Source organism: Kordia sp. SMS9, assembly GCF_003352465.1.
In the GTDB taxonomy this organism is placed as follows: Bacteria; Bacteroidota; Bacteroidia; order Flavobacteriales; family Flavobacteriaceae; genus Kordia.
In genome coordinates, this window is the sequence record NZ_CP031153.1 from 5,277,270 (window position 1) to 5,296,840 (window position 19,571).

Consider the following 19,571-nt stretch of genomic DNA (forward strand, 5'->3'; position numbering starts at 1 on the left):
TTTTTACATTGAAAAGCAATGTTATTAAGAAATATTTATCTCTAATATCTTATCGAATACTTATAGCCAAACCAGCACTTAATGTATTGAATTTCTGAAAAGTGTAGTCGCCAAATATTTTTATAGGTCCTAAATTTAAGCGCGCTCCAAGTGTGGTACGAATTCCGCTCGCTTCAAAATCAAGATCTACAGGATCTGTGATGGTTTCTGTAATGGTAGAAACTGTATTTCCATTCTCATCTTCCACATCATAACTGAGGTTGTAATCACCGTTGATATTAATTTCCGATTTTCCTTGATTGTACCCAAATCCACCGTAAAGTGTCACAATTTTAAAGTCTAACGAACCCAATGCTTGAATGGTCCATGCGTTCATGGTAAATTCTGCGTCGCCATTGCGAATGGTTACATTATCTGAAAAACTATCGTCGTTGATATTATAGGTAGCATTCAATCGTGTAAATGCAGCTAAAATGGAAACGTTGAGTGGTAATTTATCTATCGGGCCTAAATATTGGGTAATATCATGTTGCAATCCTATCCCGATAAGACCTGCTTTTACATCATCATCAAAGTTCAACTGTGGCACATATCGTATTTTCACATCTGTTTTTGTCGGCAATCCAATTCCAACTTGAAGCATGGGTGCTGGAACCGCATTTATAGGAAAGTCTTCTGCAATTCCGCCAGGCATTTCAAAACTCCCAACTTTGAAGGTATTGGTGCCATCAATTGGAATGCGTACATCAATAGTGGTTTCTGTACTATTTTCACTCATCACTGTTGGAATAGACGTTTCGCCATTCGCTGTCACTAAAAATTGGTAATCAGAAGGATTGAATGCAAAGTTTTGACGCGCATCAGGCACAAAACTAGCGCTTGCCGAAATAGTAATATCAAAACCAAACTTTTTATGTGTTTTTGCAGTGGTATACCAACCGCCATTCATACTGAATAAAAGTCCTTCCATTAAGGGACTCATATAGTTTTCCGTAAGTTTATTAGCATCTTCGCCAGCTAATAAAAGACTTTCCAGTTCTTGGGCTTGTAATGCCGAAAAACACAATAATACTACTAAAGTAATTCTTTTTTTCATGATACGTGTAGGTTTTTTATTCCCCTAAAAATAATGAAATCATTGAAAAGTATACACAGGAAATTCACCCTATTTACTACCCTATAAAACAACACGTTCACTATCAGAAAGGTAAAGATGTTTATTTTCTTCAATTTTATAAATTTAAACAAATTTACGGTATATACCTTTCAATCCACGACTTGTTTTTTCGTACATTTATCTCAAAGATTACGACATGAAAAAAACTACACTACTTTTCTGTACCTTGCTATTTTGTACGTTTGGATTTGCGCAACAGGAATTACTCAATAATCAAAATAAGTGGATTTTACATTATATGGTTATTGACGGAAATACCATTAATGTGCCAAATTGGCCAGGTTTGCCTAGCACTAATCCAGGAATTCAATTTTACGGATCACAACCCAGCGACTATAATTTTGGTGCGGACGTAGCTGGTATTAATAGTGCTTTTGATTTAACAGGACCACTTGTCATAACTCCAACTTCATTTACCATTCAGCAACCAAGTGTAACGCTTGGAGGTTGCCTTCCAAATTGCGCTCTTGAAAATCAATATTTATATACAATTATCGTAGGAAACTTTGATCCTCAAAGAACGTTAGATTATGAAATTATTGACGAAGGCAATGGAAATATGAGTTTGATTATTGATACACCAGAAGGAAATAGAGCGGTACATGGGAACTATATTTTATCTGTAACGAAATTTAAGCAGAAAAAGATTGTGATGTATCCGAATCCTGTAAAGAAGAAGTTGCATTTTGATTTTAAAGGATTTTCTGTAGAAAAATTAAATGTACTGTCTTTAGTTGGAGCAACTGTTTTTGAAACAAGAGTTTCACATCAAGAAAGTACGGTGGATTTATCATTTTTAAAACCTGGCATGTATATTATGAAAACTACATTTAAAGACGGAGATTCTACGATTTCTCGTTTTATTAAGGAATGATCATTTTTAAAAATATCATTAACATATAATAAAAAATGCCTCTTCAATTAAAAAGAGGCATTTTTTATTTTTATGAAATGTATTCGTTATGCGTCAATATTAGCATATACTGCATTTTTCTCAATAAATTCTCTACGTGGTGGCACTTCGTCTCCCATAAGCATTGAGAATACACGATCGGCTTCTCCTCCATTATCAATAACAACTTTTCGCAACGTTCTAAATTGAGGATTCATGGTGGTGTCCCAAAGTTGTTCGGCATTCATTTCTCCCAAACCTTTGTATCGTTGAATGTTGGCGCCTTGACCGAATTCTTCTAAGATGACATCACGCTCTTGATCGTCCCAAGCATATCTACGTTTTGCTCCTTTTTTCACCAAATATAATGGTGGTGCAGCAATGTAAATATGTCCGTTTTCAATCAATTCTTTCATGTAACGGAAGAAGAATGTTAAGATTAACGTTGCAATATGCGATCCATCGACATCGGCATCACACATAATTACAACTTTATGATATCTTAGTTTTGAAAGGTTTAATGCTTTGCTATCTTCTTCGGTTCCGATAGTGACACCAAGTGCTGTAAAGATGTTTTTGATTTCTTCGTTTTCAAACACTTTGTGCTGCATCGCTTTTTCTACGTTCAATATTTTACCACGTAATGGCAAGATGGCTTGAAACATACGATCACGACCTTGCTTTGCCGTTCCACCTGCCGAATCTCCCTCGACAAGGAATACTTCACATTTTGCAGGATCTTGCTCGGAGCAATCACTTAGTTTCCCAGGCAAACCTCCAATACTCATCACCGTTTTACGCTGTACCATTTCACGCGCTTTTTGTGCTGCATGACGTGCTTGTGCTGCCAAGACCACTTTTTGCACAATGGTTTTAGCATCATCAGGATGTTCTTCTAAGTAATCCGTAAGCATTTCAGATACTGCTTGACTCACAGAAGCTGATACTTCACGGTTTCCTAGTTTTGTTTTGGTTTGTCCTTCAAATTGCGGCTCTTGAACTTTTACCGATATAATTGCGGTGAGTCCTTCACGGAAATCATCACCCGAAATATCAAACTTCAATTTGTCTAACATTCCTGATCCTTCCGCATATTTTTTCAGCGTATGCGTTAATCCTCTTCTAAATCCTGATAAGTGCGTTCCACCTTCGTGTGTATTGATATTGTTTACATACGAATGTAAGTTTTCAGAATACGACGTATTGTACGTCATTGCTACTTCTACAGGAATTCCATTTTTTTCACCTTCAAAGGCAATTACATCGGCAATAATTTGCTCACGATTTCCATCTAGGTATTTAATAAATTCTTTAAGTCCTTCATCAGAATGAAAAACTTCGCCCACATACTCACCTTTTTCATCTTTGTTACGCTTATCCGTCAAGGTAATTGTAATTCCTTTGTTTAGGTATGACAATTCGCGCATACGATTAGCAAGCGTTTCATAGTTGTACTCTAAGGTTTGTGTAAAAATAGAAGCATCTGGTCTAAACGTTACAATCGTACCATTTTTATCAGAATCACCAACGGCCTTTACAGGATACATTGGTTTTCCGCGTTCGTATTCTTGCTCCCACACTTTTCCTTCTCTAAAAACTGTGGCTTTTAAGTGATCGGATAATGCGTTTACACAACTTACACCAACTCCGTGTAATCCTCCAGAAACTTTATAAGAATCTTTATCGAATTTTCCTCCTGCACCAATTTTAGTCATGACAACTTCTAGTGCAGAAACGCCTTCTTTTTGGTGAATTCCTACTGGAATACCACGACCATTATCTTCCGTAGTGATAGAATTATCTTCATTAATGACAACACTAATCGTATCACAATGACCCGCTAACGCTTCATCAATAGAGTTATCCACTACTTCATATACCAAATGGTGCAAACCTCGTATACCGACATCTCCAATGTACATGGATGGACGCATACGTACGTGCTCCATTCCTTCCAGTGCCTGAATACTATCGGCTGAATATTGGTTTTTTGTTTCTTCGCTCATAAATATTCTCCTTAATTTTTATATTTTTAAACAGTGTTACTTGTTGTTTTTTATTTTGCTTGTAAACAACAAATATAAGATTTCAAAAATTCATTTTTACATACTTTTAAGCAGCTTTTAAAATAGTTATTAACATTTATCACTTTTACCTAAAATTCCTTAAAACGCTTTAAAATAGCCTTACACGCATTTTTACATTATTTTTTTACGTAAGTCTGATTGCTTTTTTACAGAATCGCTTAAAAGCCATCTATTGCCCTTTCATTTTGTGCTAAAAACAACGCGAAACCGCTTTTTCTGCTCGAAAGTCACTTTTACTAGCACTATTTTAGTAGCTTTACACGTATTAATACTATTCTACTAAATATTTATCAATGAAAACAAAATTACTCTTACTTGCATTATTTTTTAGTATTGCAGGATTTTCACAAACTATTGCATCCTTCAATACGGATCCAAATTCTGATTTTACGATTGTCAACCCTTCTATGACTTTTGACCAAACACCCACAGGCGCCAATATTTTTTGGGACTTTAATGGGTCAACTCCTACAGGAAACAACGTTGACACCTATGCAGCACCAACTGCGATGCAACTAACTACATATCCCGGCACTACGGATGTACAAAGTATTACTTTACAAGGTGGAACACCTGTAACTAGCACGTTCTTTTTGAGAGAAGACGGCACAGGAAATTATATTACAGGAGCTTCACAAGGAGATATTGTTTTAAATTATAGTACTACAAATGCCTTTGTAGGATTGTTTCCTTTAAGTTTTGGCGACACCAATTCTGGTACAGCCGCAGGAACATTTTCTTTTATGGGAACCAGCGGAACATTCACAGGAACGTTTACAGCTACCGTAGATGCGTATGGAACGTTAAGTATGGACGCTGTTCTTTGCTGTGGAGGATACACGGGAAATGTAACACGTTTACGCATAGACCAAACATTAAGTTTTAGCATTCCTCCTATTTTTAATAATATTGGAACTTTGACACAAACAACGTATTACTATTATGATAATAATGCTGATAATATTGCTTTTAGATATAACAATGTTGTGGTTGTCTCTGCTTTTCTAGGAGTGAATGAAACCACAGAGACTTTTGAACGTAATACTGAGATAACACTGTCTACCGATACGTTTGATGCTGAGCAGTTTCAGTTGTATCCTAATCCTGCGAAAGATTTTATAACCATTGATGCAACAACGAATCAAGCGATTAAAACCGTTTCTATTGTAGATGTACAAGGAAGAAATGTGTTTACTGCCAACGGAAATACTTCTAGAATTTCGGTAGCAAACTTGCAACAAGGAATGTATTTTGTAACGCTTACAACGGAAACAGGCGCGATTACTACAAAGAAATTTATCAAACAATAGTTTGAACTTACTTATATAATAAAAACGCTCAGAATTGCATTAATTTTGAGCGTTTTTTTAGTTTTCATGTCAAAAGATATAGGCTATTTTGGGCACTAGTGCCAAACCGCCAATATTTTCCCGCACCGCACCTTCTACTTTATAAGGTGCGTAATGCATACTGACACCAACTATAAATTGTGCATCGTCGTTAAAAGAATGTTTATATTCCAATCCAGGCGCAAATAGAATAGCGCCTACGGTTTCATATTTAGTCTCTCCTTCTTGGCCTGAGTAAAATGGATTTCTAGCATCCGTTGTAATCATAGATCCTCCAACACCCAATTTGATATCAAATTGTCCTTTGTCTGAAGTCGCGAGACTCTTTTTAAAGTTGACTAAAATATTAAACATCATGGTACTTTTTACTTGAATCGTATCAATGGTTCGTCTGTAAAGAAAATCATCTTTTTGATTGGGAATTACAAATTGCAACGAAAGTCCAATAGCTCTTTTTCGCCTTAAATTATAATCCACACTAAAATCAAAAAAAGGTGCGGTTCCAAAGTATTGGCTTAAATCTCCAAGTGGCATAAATACGCCGCCACCAAGACTGACATCAACTTTTTCAAGCGGATCATAGCTGTAAGAATCATTTGTGTCATCTTGGGAAAAGATGCATTGGGAACTAAAAAAATAGACGAGAATAAGTAACGTAATTTTTTTCATAAAAATGGTTTTAATGTTAATTCAAAAGTGTTGTAAACGTGCTATTTACTTTTTTTCAATCACAAAAAACATGCCTTTTTACAGGTTTTAAGAAAACGTTATGATTTGATATGCGTTAGTTATTTCTTTAGAAAAGTTCTGTACTGAAAGACCAAAATGACTTGTTTTTACAACAGTATTGCGCCCGATCCATTGCCAGTAGCGTAGCTAATTTCACCATAATTAAAACCAACGCCCGAAGCAATATCATTTTGCAATAACAATGCGCCGTCCGCATCAATATAGTCTAGTAAAGGTGCTAATTGTGTAAGATTGGAGATTCCTATGGAAGATTCGGTCATGCAACCTGCCATGATTTTTAACTGTTTTGCTTTCGCGATTTGTATCATTTGCAACGCTGGCGTCATGCCACCACATTTCATCAGTTTGATATTGATGCCGTGAAACACTTTTGCACAGGTAGAAACATCCGCTAGTTTTTGACAGCTTTCGTCTGCAATAATTGGCAACACACTTTCTTTTTTCAAGATTTCCATGCCTTTCCAATTGTCGGCTTGCAATGGTTGTTCTATGAATTCGACACCGAGTTGTTTGAGAATTTCTGCGTTTTTAAGGGTTTCTTCAACGGTCCAAGCGCAATTGGCATCAACTCTAAACACAGCATCGGTGACTTCACGGAGTTTTTGTATGATTTCCACATCGTTTTTGGTGCCTAATTTTATTTTATAGATAGGCCAAGGTGTTTGCTGAATTTTGGATTGCATGACAGGAATTTCGTCAATTCCAATCGTGTAATTTGTTTTAGGAAGTTTCAAATCGTGTTCGCTCCAAAAACGGCGCAATGGCTTTTGTTGTTGCTTCGCGTACAAATCCCAATAGGCACAATCAATCGCGCACAAGGCAAAATAATTGTCTTTCAATTTCGGTTCAAGTTGTTCCCAAAGTTGTGTTGGATGTGTATGTTCTTCTAAAGCTTCAAGTATCGCTGAGACACTTCTGGCGGAAGCCTGTATACTTTCAACAGTACTATTGTAATACGGATTCACAGTAGCTTCTCCGTAGCCTGTATACATTCCATCTGAAATAGCAACGACCACCGTTTTTTGCACCGTCACTGTATACCGTGAAATTGTAAACGGATCTTTCAACGGAAGTTCAAAATTGTGTATGGTCAGTTGGAGCTTCATATTTTAAAGATACATTTTCTTATCTTACCAAAAATTATTTTGTATGAGTAAAGTTGCTTATAAAAGATTAGCTATTTTTTGTGTAATCATTACCGCTTTTGGCGCAATTCCTGAAATTTCACGAATAATGACTTCAAATGCACCCGATATTGCACCACAAAGAACCTACTTAACTATTATGGTTGTGTCGATAACCTGTGGTATTTTGTATCTAGCATTCTATTTTTGGCGAAAAGGCACTAAAAAATAAAAGCGCCATACAGTTGTATATGACGCTTTTGTAGATATGTAATTGAAAAATGTGTGTCTCAGTTTGATACTTTTTGTCATTCCTACGAAGGCAGGAATCTATTTATTTTCCATAGCACTTCTCGATGCGAAATTTCTAGTAGAATTTCACTCGAAGTGACGTTTGAATTCTTGTTGTATTTTTAGATTTCATTTTTATAGATTCCCGCCTACGCGGGAATGATAAAAAGAACTAATTAATACGCTTCTTCATGCACATTTGCCACCGCTCTTCCAGAAGGATCGTTCATGTTTTTGAAAGATTCATCCCATTCCAAAGCGGTTACCGAACTACAGGCTACTGATGGTACCGAAGGCACTGTTAACGAAGCTGTTTCTGATGGAAAATGCTCCTCAAATATGCTGCGATAGTAATATTCTTCTTTTGCTCTTGGTGTTTGTACTGGGAAACGGAATTTTGCGTTTGCCAATTGCTCGTCCGAAACTTCGCTTTCTACTAATTCTTTTAAGGTATCAATCCAGTCGTAGCCTACGCCATCACTAAATTGTTCTTTTTGTCGCCATGCAACGCTTTCTGGTAAGTAGGATTCAAATGCTTTGCGCAATACCCACTTTTCCATACGTTCGCCGTTGATCATTTTGTCTTTTGGATTGATGCGCATGGCAACATCCATAAATTCTTTGTCTAAGAAAGGCACACGCCCTTCTATTCCCCAAGCTGCCAATGATTTGTTGGCACGTAAACAATCGTATTGGTATAATTTGTCTAGTTTACGAACGGTTTCTTTGTGTAATTCTTCCGCACTTGGCGCTTTGTGGAAGTATAAATAGCCTCCAAAAATTTCGTCAGCACCTTCGCCTGAGAGTACCATTTTGATTCCCATAGATTTGATGACTCTTGCCATTAAGTACATTGGCGTTGAAGCTCTTATCGTAGTAATATCGTAGGTTTCTAAGTGATAAATAACATCTTTTATTGCATCCAACCCTTCTTGAATGGTAAAGGTAATTTCGTGATGCACGGTTCCGATATGATCTGCCACTTTTCTAGCAGCAGCTAAATCTGGCGAACCTTTCAATCCGATAGAGAACGAATGCAATTGTGGCCACCAAGCTTCTGCTGTATCGTCTGATTCGATACGTTTTTGCGCATATTTTTTCGCTACGGCAGAAGTGATCGAAGAATCCAATCCGCCCGAAAGTAACACTCCGTAAGGTACATCAGACATTAATTGTCTGTGAATGGAAGCTTCTAAGGCTTCACGCAGTTCGTCAATGCTTGTTTGGTTTTCTTTGACAGCTTCATAGTCCATCCAATCGCGTTGGTACCATTGTTTTAATTCGCCGATTTTACTATCTAAATAGTATCCTGGAGGAAATACTTCAATTTTACTACATACACCTTCTAAAGCTTTCAATTCAGACGCTACATAGAATGTTCCGTGTTTATCCCAACCAATATATAAAGGAATGATTCCCATATGATCTCTTGCTACTAAATACGCATCTTGTTGTGCATCATACAATGCAAAACCAAAAATTCCGTTCAATTCATCTAAAAACGTACTTCCTTTTTCTTTGTATAAGGCAAGAATGACTTCACAATCGGATTGTGTTTGAAAGTTATACGAACCTTCAAACTGTTTGCGTAATTCTCTATGATTGTATATTTCTCCGTTCGCCGCCAAGATTAATTGTTTATCTTCACTGAACAAAGGTTGTTTTCCTGATACTGGATCGACAATTGCTAAACGTTCATGCGTTAGAATTGCATTTTCAGCACTGTAAATTCCACTCCAATCCGGTCCACGATGACGGATTTTTTTCGACATTTCTAAAAGTTGAGGTCTCAACGCTTCAGATTTTTGTTTAAGCTCAAAGGCACATACAATTCCACACATAATTTTTCTTTTTTTCAATTACAGTACAAATATTAGGTATAACTTTCAATTTAAAAACATAATAATCATTTATACTTACAATTTAAAACTATAAATATTACTTTTATTGTTAATTGAAATTATTTAACGCTAAAAGTACTTCCAAACTTTCAAACTATAAAAAAGGTATAAAAAAAGAAGCTATCTTAAACGGCAAGGTTTCAAAAAGTAAGATATATCTGATAATATATTCAGATAAACCAATCATCCATTGAGAAATACACTTCATAGATTGCTATTTTACGTCCAGCTATTCATGCCCTAGTTTTGTCTTGAAAATTTTACATAGTCTCATCAATATTAAACGAATAGCTATTCTATTTGACTATGAAAAACTTCATCATATACATATTAATTTAATACACATTACACATGGCAATTATTAGCAACTTTGAATTACTTTACAAACCTATAGCACCAGTAACTGGACCTTCTGCAGAAGTTGGAAGAGTCGTTGTACAAGGTTATTTTTTAGAAATCTCTAATCTTGAAAATAGAGATATTAAGCTCATATTAAGAACTCGGACTCCGGTTAGAGTCATTCCATCTAGCCCAAATACTGAATTTACGAACACAAATAATACGGTGGCTTTTGACATTACATCAGACAATGTATTTAGCACTACAATGACAAGCGCTGGTGAACAGATTGCTGGAAAACAATTAGGGCATTATGTGCCTTGTCTTTTTATTCCTGCTGGCCAAACAGCATCAGTGGCTATTTTACCTAATTTGGCAAACTTATTTATGTCTCCTACTGCTGATTTAGCTATTAGAGGATATACTGAGTTACTCCTAAGTTCTAACATAGATTCTTTTAGTCCATTGACATTCTCAGACCCAGAAACGGCTCGCATTTTAGTTTCTGCGGAACATAGAGGTACCTTTTTAGATCCACAGTTTGATCCTAGTTATAGTGGAACACAAACCAATTTAGATTTTGATCAATTGTCATATAGTCTAAATACAGCCAATGGAAAAGCATTGCAAGTGATTAATACACATGCACCGTGTAATGATCCGTTTCAAAACTTACTCACAAGTAATGCCCTAATTACGGGGATGCGATCATTAGCACCAACTACTTCAGAAACATCTTTGAGTACATTAAGTGATACTTTGTTTAAAGGTGCCAACAGCCCTAAAAGAAGTACTGGCGCTATGGTCGGTGCTACACCCGTAAGGTTTAAATACGCTGTTAAAGATGGCAAATATGTTGTAGACGAAGAAAGTGCTTTAACTGCGCTAAATTTAATTATGAAAAGAAAACGATTGACAAAGAAAGAAATAGATGCTGAAACTTTAGTTAAAAATATCAATAAAGCACTTAGCGGCGATAAGCGTGCTGACAAGTATGTTAATGAAATGCTTGATACGTTGATTTAAAATACTAATTAGTTTCCGATTCATATTTTAAAAGCGGGATTTCCTTAACGGATTTCCCGCTGTAGCATGTATTGATTTTTATCAAAAAAATACGGCTTTCCCTTACATATTTGCTTGTGAATCGTTTGTATGCTCTATAATTTTAACATCTTAATTGAAAGTTTAACAAAATCCTAAGAAGAAGTTTTACTACTTTTATCTCGAAATAATTGCACGATGAAAAAGCATTTTTTAGCCACAGGATTTTTAATCATTACTTTATTATTTAGTATAGATGCCACTGCACAAAAGTTCAGTGATGTTGATAAGAGTCCGCATGACATCAGTTATTTTAAAGCCAAACGAAATGCACCACCCATTATTAAAGTGGTGTATGGAAGACCACAAAAGAAAGGTCGTAGTATTTTTGGAAGCTTAGTTCCTTATGGAAAAGTTTGGCGTACTGGCGCTAATGAAGCCACAGAAGTTACTTTTTTTAAAGACGTAACATTAGGAGACCAAGAAATTAAAGCAGGAACGTACAGTTTGTTTACCATTCCCAATAAAAATTCTTGGACAATTATTATAAATTCAGACACCGACATTTGGGGATCTTATTATTACAATAAAGATAATGATGTAGCTCGCCTAGATGTTCCTGTCAATAAAATTGATGCTTTAGAGTATTTTTCTATTGCATTCACAAAGGAAACTGATGGTGCTCGCATGATACTAGCATGGGACAATATTAGTGCTGCGGTACCGTTTAGTTTTTAATTATTCTTTATTTATTGTTATTATTGGTTATTTGAAAACTCAGAATTCTTACGACTTCTGAGTTTTTGTTTTTTAGGATCTCTTGAGAGATCAGTAGTGAGTTATTAGTATTGAGATTAGGAAGTTGCAAGAACCGCTAAAGTTTCAAATTTTCGCGAGATTGCAAATCTCGCTAGAGCGAAACAAGTCTAAGAGGTAAATTTGAAACTTTAGCGGTTCATACGAGTCTGAGAAGCCTATTTCACTTTTTTTCCTGCAACAAACGTTTGCAATACATTGGTATTAAAAATGTCATTTTCTGGAATTTCCATGATGTTTTTATCTAGCACAATAAAATCTGCAAATTTTCCTGTTTCAATGCTCCCTTTTTCGTTTTCTTCAAAATTGCTATACGCTGCCCAAATGGTCATACCTTTGAGTGTTTCTTCGCGAGATAAAGCGTTTTCCATTTGATAACCACCTTCAGGATAGTGCTTTGAGTCTTTTCGCGCCACAGCGGCATAAAACGTCTTGAACGGACTTACATATTCTACTGGAAAGTCAGTTCCTAAGGCAAGTTTCCCAGATAAGTTTAAGAGTCTTTTGTACGCATACGCGCCTTTTTCGCGTGTTTCTCCCAAACGATCGCCAGCCCAGTACATATCACTGGTTGCATGTGTTGGCTGTACCGATGGAAAGATATTATCGTTTTTGAAAATGTCAAAATCAGCTTCATCAATGACTTGTGCATGTTCTATTTTCCAACGACGATTGCGTTGTCCTTCCAATGCTTTTGCATAAGTTTTTAATACTTGATAATTGGCTGAATCGCCAATGGCATGTGTGTTCATTTGGTAGTTGGTTTTCGCAATACGCTCCGCTAATTTTGAAAGTTCTGCGGGACTCGTCACCATGGCACCAAAATGATTTTCTTGATCTGAATAAGATTCTTTTAATGCTGCTCCCCGCGAACCTAACGCGCCATCACCATATACTTTGAACGAAGATACATTCAAGTAATCTGTTTTGTACGGTTCTTTGTCAATATAATATTCCACATTTTCCGGCGTATTGCTAATCATTGCGTACATGCGGATTTTGAGGGTTTCCGCTTTTTGTAAACTGTCAATAAGATTGATGACATCTTTACTTAAACCTGCATCGTTTACCGTTGTTAAACCATACGAGAAACATTCCTTTTGTGCGTCTTTTAATGCTTGAATTTGCTGCGCGCGATTGGGTTGTGGAATAATTTTATCTATTAAATCCATTGGATTGTCTACCAGAATTCCTGTGAGTTTTCCATCTTTGAGTTGTACTTCGCCGCCAGGAATTTTTGTTGCTGCTGTGATTCCTGCCATGTCCAACGCTTTCTGATTCACCAAATATGCATGTCCATCCACACGTGTGAGTGCAATAGGCGTGTCAGGGAATAGTTTGTCTAAACGATCTTTCGTTGGAAATTCTTTAACTTCCCAATCGTTTTGATCCCAACCACGCCCTGTAATGAACGGCACATTTTTTTCTTTTTGAAATTCGAAAATACGTTGAATGACTTCTTCATAACTTTCGGTTCCTACTAAGTCTACGCTTTGTTTGTCGGTTCCTAATCGGTAAAAGTGACAATGCGCATCAATGAATCCTGGAAAAACAGTTTTTCCGTTAACATCAATCGTTTTTTCAGCTTCGTATTTTGTTAAGATATCGCTTGTAGTTCCTACTTCAACAAATTTTCCATCTTTTACGGCAAACGCTTCTGCATCAGAAAAGTTTTTATCAACTGTGTAAACTTTCGCATTGATGACGATGGTATCAACTGTTTGTTTTTGTGAACAGGAAATAGCACAAATAATGAGTGTTAAGAGTAGAAGTTTTTTGGTCATTTGGTCTAATATTTTATCATGTAGTTTTCAAAGTACTTCTCGATACAATTTTCTTCATTTCATTGCGAAAATCACTCGAAGTGACGTTTGAGTCTATCATTTGAGTGATTAAAAATACAATTTTTTAAAATGGTTTTTCTTGTGGAAGAATTCATCTGAAGAAAATTCACAAAAAAAGCGTTTCAAGTGATGAAACGCTTTTCTTTATTTTATAAGTTTTCTTGTTTAGAAATCAAATTTATAAGTGGCTCCTGCCATAATTTGGAATTGCTGTACTGGAAAGTTTACCCAACGCTGATAGTCTTGATTGGCAATATTGTTTGCTTTTGCAAAAACCGATAAACGATCGTTGAAACGATAACCAAGATGCGCATTTACATCAATAAAACTATCTAATGTTACGGTAACTGGTGCTGTTTGTATTGCAAAACCTGTGATATCAAATTGATCTTTTCGTTCACCAATGAAGAAAATATTCGCGCCTGCAAACCAGTTTTCTGTGATTTGATAGTCTGCAAAGATAGACGCTTCAAGCTCTGGTAAGTTCCACGCTTCTTCTTGCTGATCGGTACTGTAATTGAAATATTCCGCCTTAGCGCCAAATTTAAAGTTACTCGTAATATCCACATTGATTTCACCAAATACCGAAAGTGTTGTTACATCGTCGTAGAGAACCGTAAAGGAATTTCCATAGGAATATCCATTGTCTGGTTGTGGATTGAGCGTATTGGCTCTAAAAAGTGGTTTGCCCTTTTCTGAAATATAGGACGCTCTGGCGTTGTAACTTACGTTAGAAGTTAGCTTTCCTTTGATTCCTAAGTATCCGTTGTATTGTTGATCTGTTGGAGCAATTCCCAACGTTGGAGACATGAAAAAGTTTTCTTGCACGAAGTCGTAATATGAATTTTGTTGTAAGTCACCTTCTATTCCCGCGTATGCAATGATATCATCGCCACTGAGACGATATTGCGCTGTAATTCTTGGATAGATAAAGATATCGTTTTCACTGTTTTCCAAATCCATTCCTACATAGATTCCTGCGCCAAAGTTGACCGTTAAATCGTCACGTAGAATGACCAAACTTGGAGAGATTCCTGCTTTTAAGATGCTGTAATCAATACTTCCTGTGCCCGCATAATTATTTTTAAATGTTCCGCCAACATAGTCAATATCAACCATCGCGTTGATGAGTTCGCCTGCGATTTCCACTTCAAATTCTGGTTGCAAGATCAATCGGTTTTCGCCTGAACTTGTAGCGTCAAACATTCTTCTACACATGATGTTTCCGCCGTTAAAGAACGAATCTTCCATATTTACATCCGCTCCCAAGTAGACATTGTGATAGGTTTGTTGTTCATTAATACCGCCAATTTCCGCTGGAGTTAATCCTACGTCTGGCAAACCATACCAATTGTAAATTTGGTGCTGATACCCTGCTTTTGCTTTCCATGATAAGTCTCTACTGCGATTGATATACGCCAAATCCAACTTCGTATCAAAGAAATTATTATCCAATACTACACCTTCAATATCTCCTTGCGACGAGTGATGGCGTAAAGAAATATCAAAAGTTTCATCTCTACTAATTGCCCTGCTTGTGTAAAAATCAAGTGCTGCCGTGTTGTAGTTTCCTAAACCGAGCGACACATACGTATTGTAGAGTTTTTCAGGTTTTGCTTTCTTTAAATTGGCTGCGCGTCCTTTGGCTGGCGTAAACGTAGACGCTACCGGAAAGGAAAAGATAGCATATTTTATTTCTTTCTTTTTTGCCGTTTCTTTATCATTCAACGAAGGTGTTTGTTTTATTTTGAACGCATCTGAAACTGACGGCGTATACGGTTTTACCACATTTACCACTTCCGTTCCGATGTTTTCTTTATCCTTGTCTTTGTCTTGCGCAGTTGCCAAATTTGCTATTAAAAATACCGCCAGAATACAAGTTGATTTTATGATATGATTTCGCATGTTGTGCTTGCTTTGTAAGTTTGTGTTTGATTTCAATATCGCGCTGCTTTTAGTTTCCATCTTCATCTTCTACGGGTGTCACTGACGAATTTCGCTTGGCTTCTGCCTTTTTAATTTTCGCCAATTCTGCTTCTGCTTTCGCGACTTCTTCTGGATATTTCTGGAAGTTTTTAATAACACTTTCCAAAATGTAGGTTGCTTGGAAAGAATCTTCTAACGCATACGAGTTTTTCGCCATCAAAATCAATCCCTTCGCGCCAAATTGTTTGTAACTCGAATAGTTTTTTACCAGTTTTTGAATGACCGCGTTGGAACCTTCATAATCTTTTTCTTTGTTTTTGAAATACGCTTCATAATACAAGGCTTCTGCGGCTAGTTTCCCTTTGGCAATTTTTTGTACTTCCGCATACGCTGCTTTTGCTTTGTCTTCGTCGTTTGTGGCAATGGCAGAGCGTGCAATGAACACATGTGCGTCACTTTTGATACGATCGTCAATTTTATCATTTGCCAATACTTTTGCTGCATAGGCAAAGGTTTCTGAATAGTTATCTTGCTCGTAGTTGATTTTCATTAAGTTCGATTGCGCATACGTCACATTCTGCGGGAAATCAGCACTTTCTTCCAAGCGTTTTAATACTGGAACGGCTTTCGTATAGTTGTCCGTTTCTAGCAATACTTGCGCCAATCGTGCCAAGGCTTGCTCCGTGTATTCGTTGCGTTCGCTTTGCAATACGTATTCGTAATGTGGAATGGTTTTTTGAGTTTCGCCTTTGCTGAAATAGGATTGCGCCAAGTAAAAGTTTGCTTTGACAGCGTTTAATCCGTTTGGAAACTGCTGTACGTATTTTTCAAATCCTTCAATGGCTTTGTCTGTGTTGTTTTGGATGAATTGCTTTTCCGCAGATTCATACGTCGCTTTGTCCAATTCGGCATCGGTTACGTCAACAAAATCGAGATTTTTTACCCAATTCGCATACACTTCTACTTGTCCTAATTCGATATAGATTAATTTCGCCGTCGCCACTGCTTGAATTGCTTCTTCCGTGTTTGGAAATTTTGCAACCACAGATCGGAATTTTGTCAATGCCACTTGGTTTTTTCCCGTGTTGTAGTTGATCAATCCTTGTTTTAACATCGTTTTTGGCACATACGAACTTTTTGGATACGCTTCCACCATTTTTGCATACATATTCAGTCCTTCCGTGGTTTTGTCCGAATTGATATACGTGTTTCCTAATTCATACATTGCATCATCTCGCAACGACGATTTTTTGTATTTCTTGATGAATGTGTCCAACGCACTAATTTTCGTATCTGTTTTTCCTGTAAAGCCATAACTGATTGCTTTTTGGAAATACGCATAGTCTTCGTCAATTCCTTTCATCGCAATGGCTTTGTCGTAGGCTTTGATGGCGTTTGTATAATCACTCGTTACGAAATAGCTATCTCCTAAACGCAAATAACTGTCATTGACGCGCGCTGTGTCGTCCGCATTGTTCGCAATGAAATTTTCAAAACTCGAAATAGCACTTGTGTATTCTTTTTGTTTGAAGTACGTGTACGCCAAGTTGTAATTGATGGTTTTTGCTTCTTCCGTATCCGTAATATTTGCGTTGGCAAACGATTTGAAACCTTCTAAAGCGATATCATAATTGTCTAATAAATAGTTTGTTTCCGCTTTCCAGAAAGTAGCTCTCGCGGTATATTCAGCAGATTCGTTTTCTTTGAGCGATTTGTCAAAAAATGTCAATGCGTCTTGATAATTGCTGTCGTTGAATAATTCAATAGCTCTGTAAAACGCTACTTTTTGATAGGTCGTTTTGTCACTGTATTTTTTGCTGGATTCCAACAGATTTAACGCCGCTTCATAATCTTTCGACGTAATGTATGAACTCACTAAAAGCTCTTCCAATTCTGCTTGGTGTTCGGTGTCAGGATATTTTTTTAGGTAACTTGTCAATACCGAAGGAACACTTTCGTAAGGATTCCCAATTTCATAACTCAATCGTGCATAATTTAGTCCGGCATCTTCTTGGATTTTCTTTTCAAAATCCATTTGTGACGCGTTACGAAACGCGTTCAACGCTTGTTGTTTCTTGTCTGTATTCAAGTAACATTCACCCAAATGGTAATATGCGTTTTGTGCTACAAAGTTGTTTCCATCTACAATTTTATTGAATTGTTTGATAGCGTTTTCGTACTCTTTTTGTTTGTAGTACGCGTAGCCTAATTGGTAGAAATCTGTGTTGTTCCAGCGTCCTTTTTTACCTTTATATGCTTTTAGATACGGAATTGCTTCTTCGTATTCTTTTAGATTGAAATGACTTTCCCCGATGATTTTATTAAGTTCTGAAATTTCTTTGCGATCGGCATTTGGCAATTCTTTCTTAGACAAGTCGATTGCCTTTTGAAAGTTCCCCAATTTAAAGTTCATGTCAGCTTTAAAGTACGACAGCTTTTCGTTGTATTCTTCATCTTGTGAAACACCATCGAAATATTCACTTGCTTCTTTGTAGTTATCTTCTTGGTACGCAATATAACCTGTGTAGTATTTTGCTTGTGAACCGTATTTTGGAGAATCTAATAGTTTTTGAAAGTATTCTTTGGATTTCCCGTACTTTTTAGAGGTAAAATACGCGTATCCTTTTTTAAAGTTGTATTCTTCTCGTTGCGCGTTGGTCAAGCCTTTATCGCCTGATTTGTCGTACCATTTTAAGGCTCGCGCGTATCTTCCATTCTCAAAATAATAATCGGCAACATCAATGTAGGCGGAATTTCTTTTGGTACTTGTCGGATAACTTTTTACAAAATCTTCCATCATCGTATCTGCGCCAAGTTGGTTCAAGCGCACTGCACAATTAGCAATATAGTAGACGCAATTGGCTTCCGTTTCGTAATCGGAAGTACCGCGTTTCACCTTGTCAAAAAGTGTTTGCGAAGCTTGATACTGTTTGCTATTATACAGATGTAAGGCTTCGTTATAGTCTTTTAAATCGTGTGTGTACACTTTGGTTTTTTGTGCGTATGAGAGTTGAAAACATACAAGCACCAAGCATAGAATGAATTGAAGATTTTTTTTGCTCATGAATCTTGTGGTTTTATGAGATTTGCAATGCTTTGCGTCGAATTTCTATTCCTTACAAACATAATGTAAATAAATAGGTTTCGCCAAATTTGAAAGGTTCAAAAATTCTTTTATTTAGTAAAGTAACGTTGCTTTTTTGGTATAAGTATATCATTTGTGTTTAAATAGTAATTTCTACCGCGTATTTAGCAGTTTCTTAACAATTTCATGCAAAATTTTTAAAGCATTATAAATAGATCTTTTTTTATTTACAACAATTCACGGAATTATCGGACAGCCTGTTTTAACGCGACCTAATTATCTATTACCTTTATTTTATGAATCTTAAAATCTAACTATTATGAAAAAACGCAATTTTAAAACCTTACAATTAAACAAAAATTCTATTTCCTTTCTAAACGCAAACGCTCTTAATGGTGGAGCTGTAAGAGGCTCAACGCTTCCTTCAAGCATTGATCAACCATGTCCAATATCTCAACATGATTTTTTTTGTGATTCTACGGGTCCTTTTCCTTCCGATGTAAACACTATGTGTATAGAAGTTTGCGCAGGTAATACACTAGATGATGGTTGTGGCTCTATAGGTGCTTGTCCAGATTCATATTGGTGCTAAATGAATTTTAGTATAAAAAATTGAAAAGTTCTGATTTTCAAGTGCATTTTATTAAATTATTCGTAATTATCACTCATAAGAAATGTGAAATTCATGTATTGTAAGATGGGTTTTGTATATTGATAAGAACTTTAATTAAAACTTAATAAATCATGAAGAAAAAAGGAATTAAACATTTAAAATTTAACAAAACTACGATTTCAACCATTAACAAAATTAAAGGTGGAACTGATTCCAAACCGTTATCAATTTGTCATTGTAAATCGTATGGACATTGTCCTCCAAAAGAGGCACCAGCGGATAACAGTCCAGTAAATTAATAATAATGTACAGCGAACTTCGGTTCGCTTTTTT

General features: G+C 36.3%; 15 protein-coding genes. 7 read left to right on the forward strand and 8 right to left on the reverse strand.

Going from position 1 to position 19,571, the window contains the following annotated elements; all coding sequences use genetic code 11:
* Positions 1-49: 49 nt before the first annotated feature.
* Complete coding sequence (locus KORDIASMS9_RS22220; protein WP_114904959.1) at positions 50-1,096, reverse strand: DUF6588 family protein; 1,047 nt, start codon at positions 1,094-1,096, stop codon at positions 50-52.
* 217 nt (positions 1,097-1,313) lie between these two features.
* Here KORDIASMS9_RS22220 and KORDIASMS9_RS22225 point away from each other — a divergent pair, with 217 nt between their 5' ends.
* Entirely contained in the window at positions 1,314-2,051 is a 738-nt protein-coding gene (locus KORDIASMS9_RS22225) for a T9SS type A sorting domain-containing protein (RefSeq protein ID WP_114904960.1), read from the forward strand.
* Between the two features lie 86 nt (positions 2,052-2,137).
* Here KORDIASMS9_RS22225 and gyrB read toward each other — a convergent pair whose 3' ends face one another.
* Positions 2,138-4,075: a DNA topoisomerase (ATP-hydrolyzing) subunit B gene (gyrB, locus tag KORDIASMS9_RS22230; protein ID WP_114904961.1), complete on the reverse strand. Its 1,938-nt coding sequence runs from the start codon at positions 4,073-4,075 to the stop codon at positions 2,138-2,140.
* A 374-nt stretch (positions 4,076-4,449) separates the two neighbouring features.
* Here gyrB and KORDIASMS9_RS22235 point away from each other — a divergent pair, with 374 nt between their 5' ends.
* Positions 4,450-5,466, forward strand: a complete 1,017-nt coding sequence (locus KORDIASMS9_RS22235) for a T9SS type A sorting domain-containing protein (protein WP_114904962.1) — start codon at positions 4,450-4,452, stop codon at positions 5,464-5,466.
* Positions 5,467-5,535: 69 nt separating this feature from the next.
* Here the strand turns inward: KORDIASMS9_RS22235 and KORDIASMS9_RS22240 are convergent, their stop codons facing one another.
* A complete protein-coding gene (locus tag KORDIASMS9_RS22240; RefSeq protein WP_114904963.1) occupies positions 5,536-6,174 on the reverse strand; it encodes a hypothetical protein in 639 nt (212 codons plus the stop codon).
* Between the two features lie 167 nt (positions 6,175-6,341).
* Positions 6,342-7,361, reverse strand: a complete 1,020-nt coding sequence (locus KORDIASMS9_RS22245; RefSeq protein WP_114904964.1) for a dipeptide epimerase — start codon at positions 7,359-7,361, stop codon at positions 6,342-6,344.
* Between the two features lie 43 nt (positions 7,362-7,404).
* On the opposite strand from KORDIASMS9_RS22245, the gene KORDIASMS9_RS22250 reads away from it, so the two are divergent.
* Positions 7,405-7,611, forward strand: a complete 207-nt coding sequence (locus tag KORDIASMS9_RS22250) for a hypothetical protein (RefSeq protein WP_114904965.1) — start codon at positions 7,405-7,407, stop codon at positions 7,609-7,611.
* A gap of 235 nt (positions 7,612-7,846) precedes the next feature.
* Here KORDIASMS9_RS22250 and asnB read toward each other — a convergent pair whose 3' ends face one another.
* Complete coding sequence (asnB, locus tag KORDIASMS9_RS22255) at positions 7,847-9,511, reverse strand: asparagine synthase B (RefSeq protein ID WP_114904966.1); 1,665 nt, start codon at positions 9,509-9,511, stop codon at positions 7,847-7,849.
* A gap of 411 nt (positions 9,512-9,922) precedes the next feature.
* On the opposite strand from asnB, the gene KORDIASMS9_RS22260 reads away from it, so the two are divergent.
* Together KORDIASMS9_RS22260 and KORDIASMS9_RS22265 are read left to right on the forward strand one after the other, a co-directional pair.
* A complete protein-coding gene (locus KORDIASMS9_RS22260) occupies positions 9,923-10,936 on the forward strand; it encodes a hypothetical protein (protein ID WP_114904967.1) in 1,014 nt (337 codons plus the stop codon).
* A gap of 216 nt (positions 10,937-11,152) precedes the next feature.
* Positions 11,153-11,692, forward strand: a complete 540-nt coding sequence (locus KORDIASMS9_RS22265) for a DUF2911 domain-containing protein (RefSeq protein WP_114904968.1) — start codon at positions 11,153-11,155, stop codon at positions 11,690-11,692.
* 236 nt (positions 11,693-11,928) lie between these two features.
* Here KORDIASMS9_RS22265 and KORDIASMS9_RS22270 read toward each other — a convergent pair whose 3' ends face one another.
* The 3 genes from KORDIASMS9_RS22270 to KORDIASMS9_RS22280 all read right to left on the reverse strand — a co-directional run bounded on the left by KORDIASMS9_RS22270 (position 11,929) and on the right by KORDIASMS9_RS22280 (position 18,604).
* Positions 11,929-13,554: an amidohydrolase gene (locus KORDIASMS9_RS22270; protein WP_114904969.1), complete on the reverse strand. Its 1,626-nt coding sequence runs from the start codon at positions 13,552-13,554 to the stop codon at positions 11,929-11,931.
* A 225-nt stretch (positions 13,555-13,779) separates the two neighbouring features.
* A complete protein-coding gene (locus tag KORDIASMS9_RS22275; protein WP_114905331.1) occupies positions 13,780-15,519 on the reverse strand; it encodes a TonB-dependent receptor in 1,740 nt (579 codons plus the stop codon).
* A 49-nt stretch (positions 15,520-15,568) separates the two neighbouring features.
* A complete protein-coding gene (locus KORDIASMS9_RS22280) occupies positions 15,569-18,604 on the reverse strand; it encodes a tetratricopeptide repeat protein (RefSeq protein ID WP_114904970.1) in 3,036 nt (1,011 codons plus the stop codon).
* Between the two features lie 340 nt (positions 18,605-18,944).
* Between KORDIASMS9_RS22280 and KORDIASMS9_RS22285 the strand changes: the two genes are divergently transcribed.
* The gene (locus KORDIASMS9_RS22285) at positions 18,945-19,217 is read left to right on the forward strand and encodes a hypothetical protein (protein WP_114904971.1); all 273 of its coding nucleotides are present in this window, start codon (positions 18,945-18,947) and stop codon (positions 19,215-19,217) included.
* 152 nt (positions 19,218-19,369) lie between these two features.
* Positions 19,370-19,537: a hypothetical protein gene (locus tag KORDIASMS9_RS23570; protein ID WP_162820117.1), complete on the forward strand. Its 168-nt coding sequence runs from the start codon at positions 19,370-19,372 to the stop codon at positions 19,535-19,537.
* Positions 19,538-19,571 lie beyond the last annotated feature (34 nt).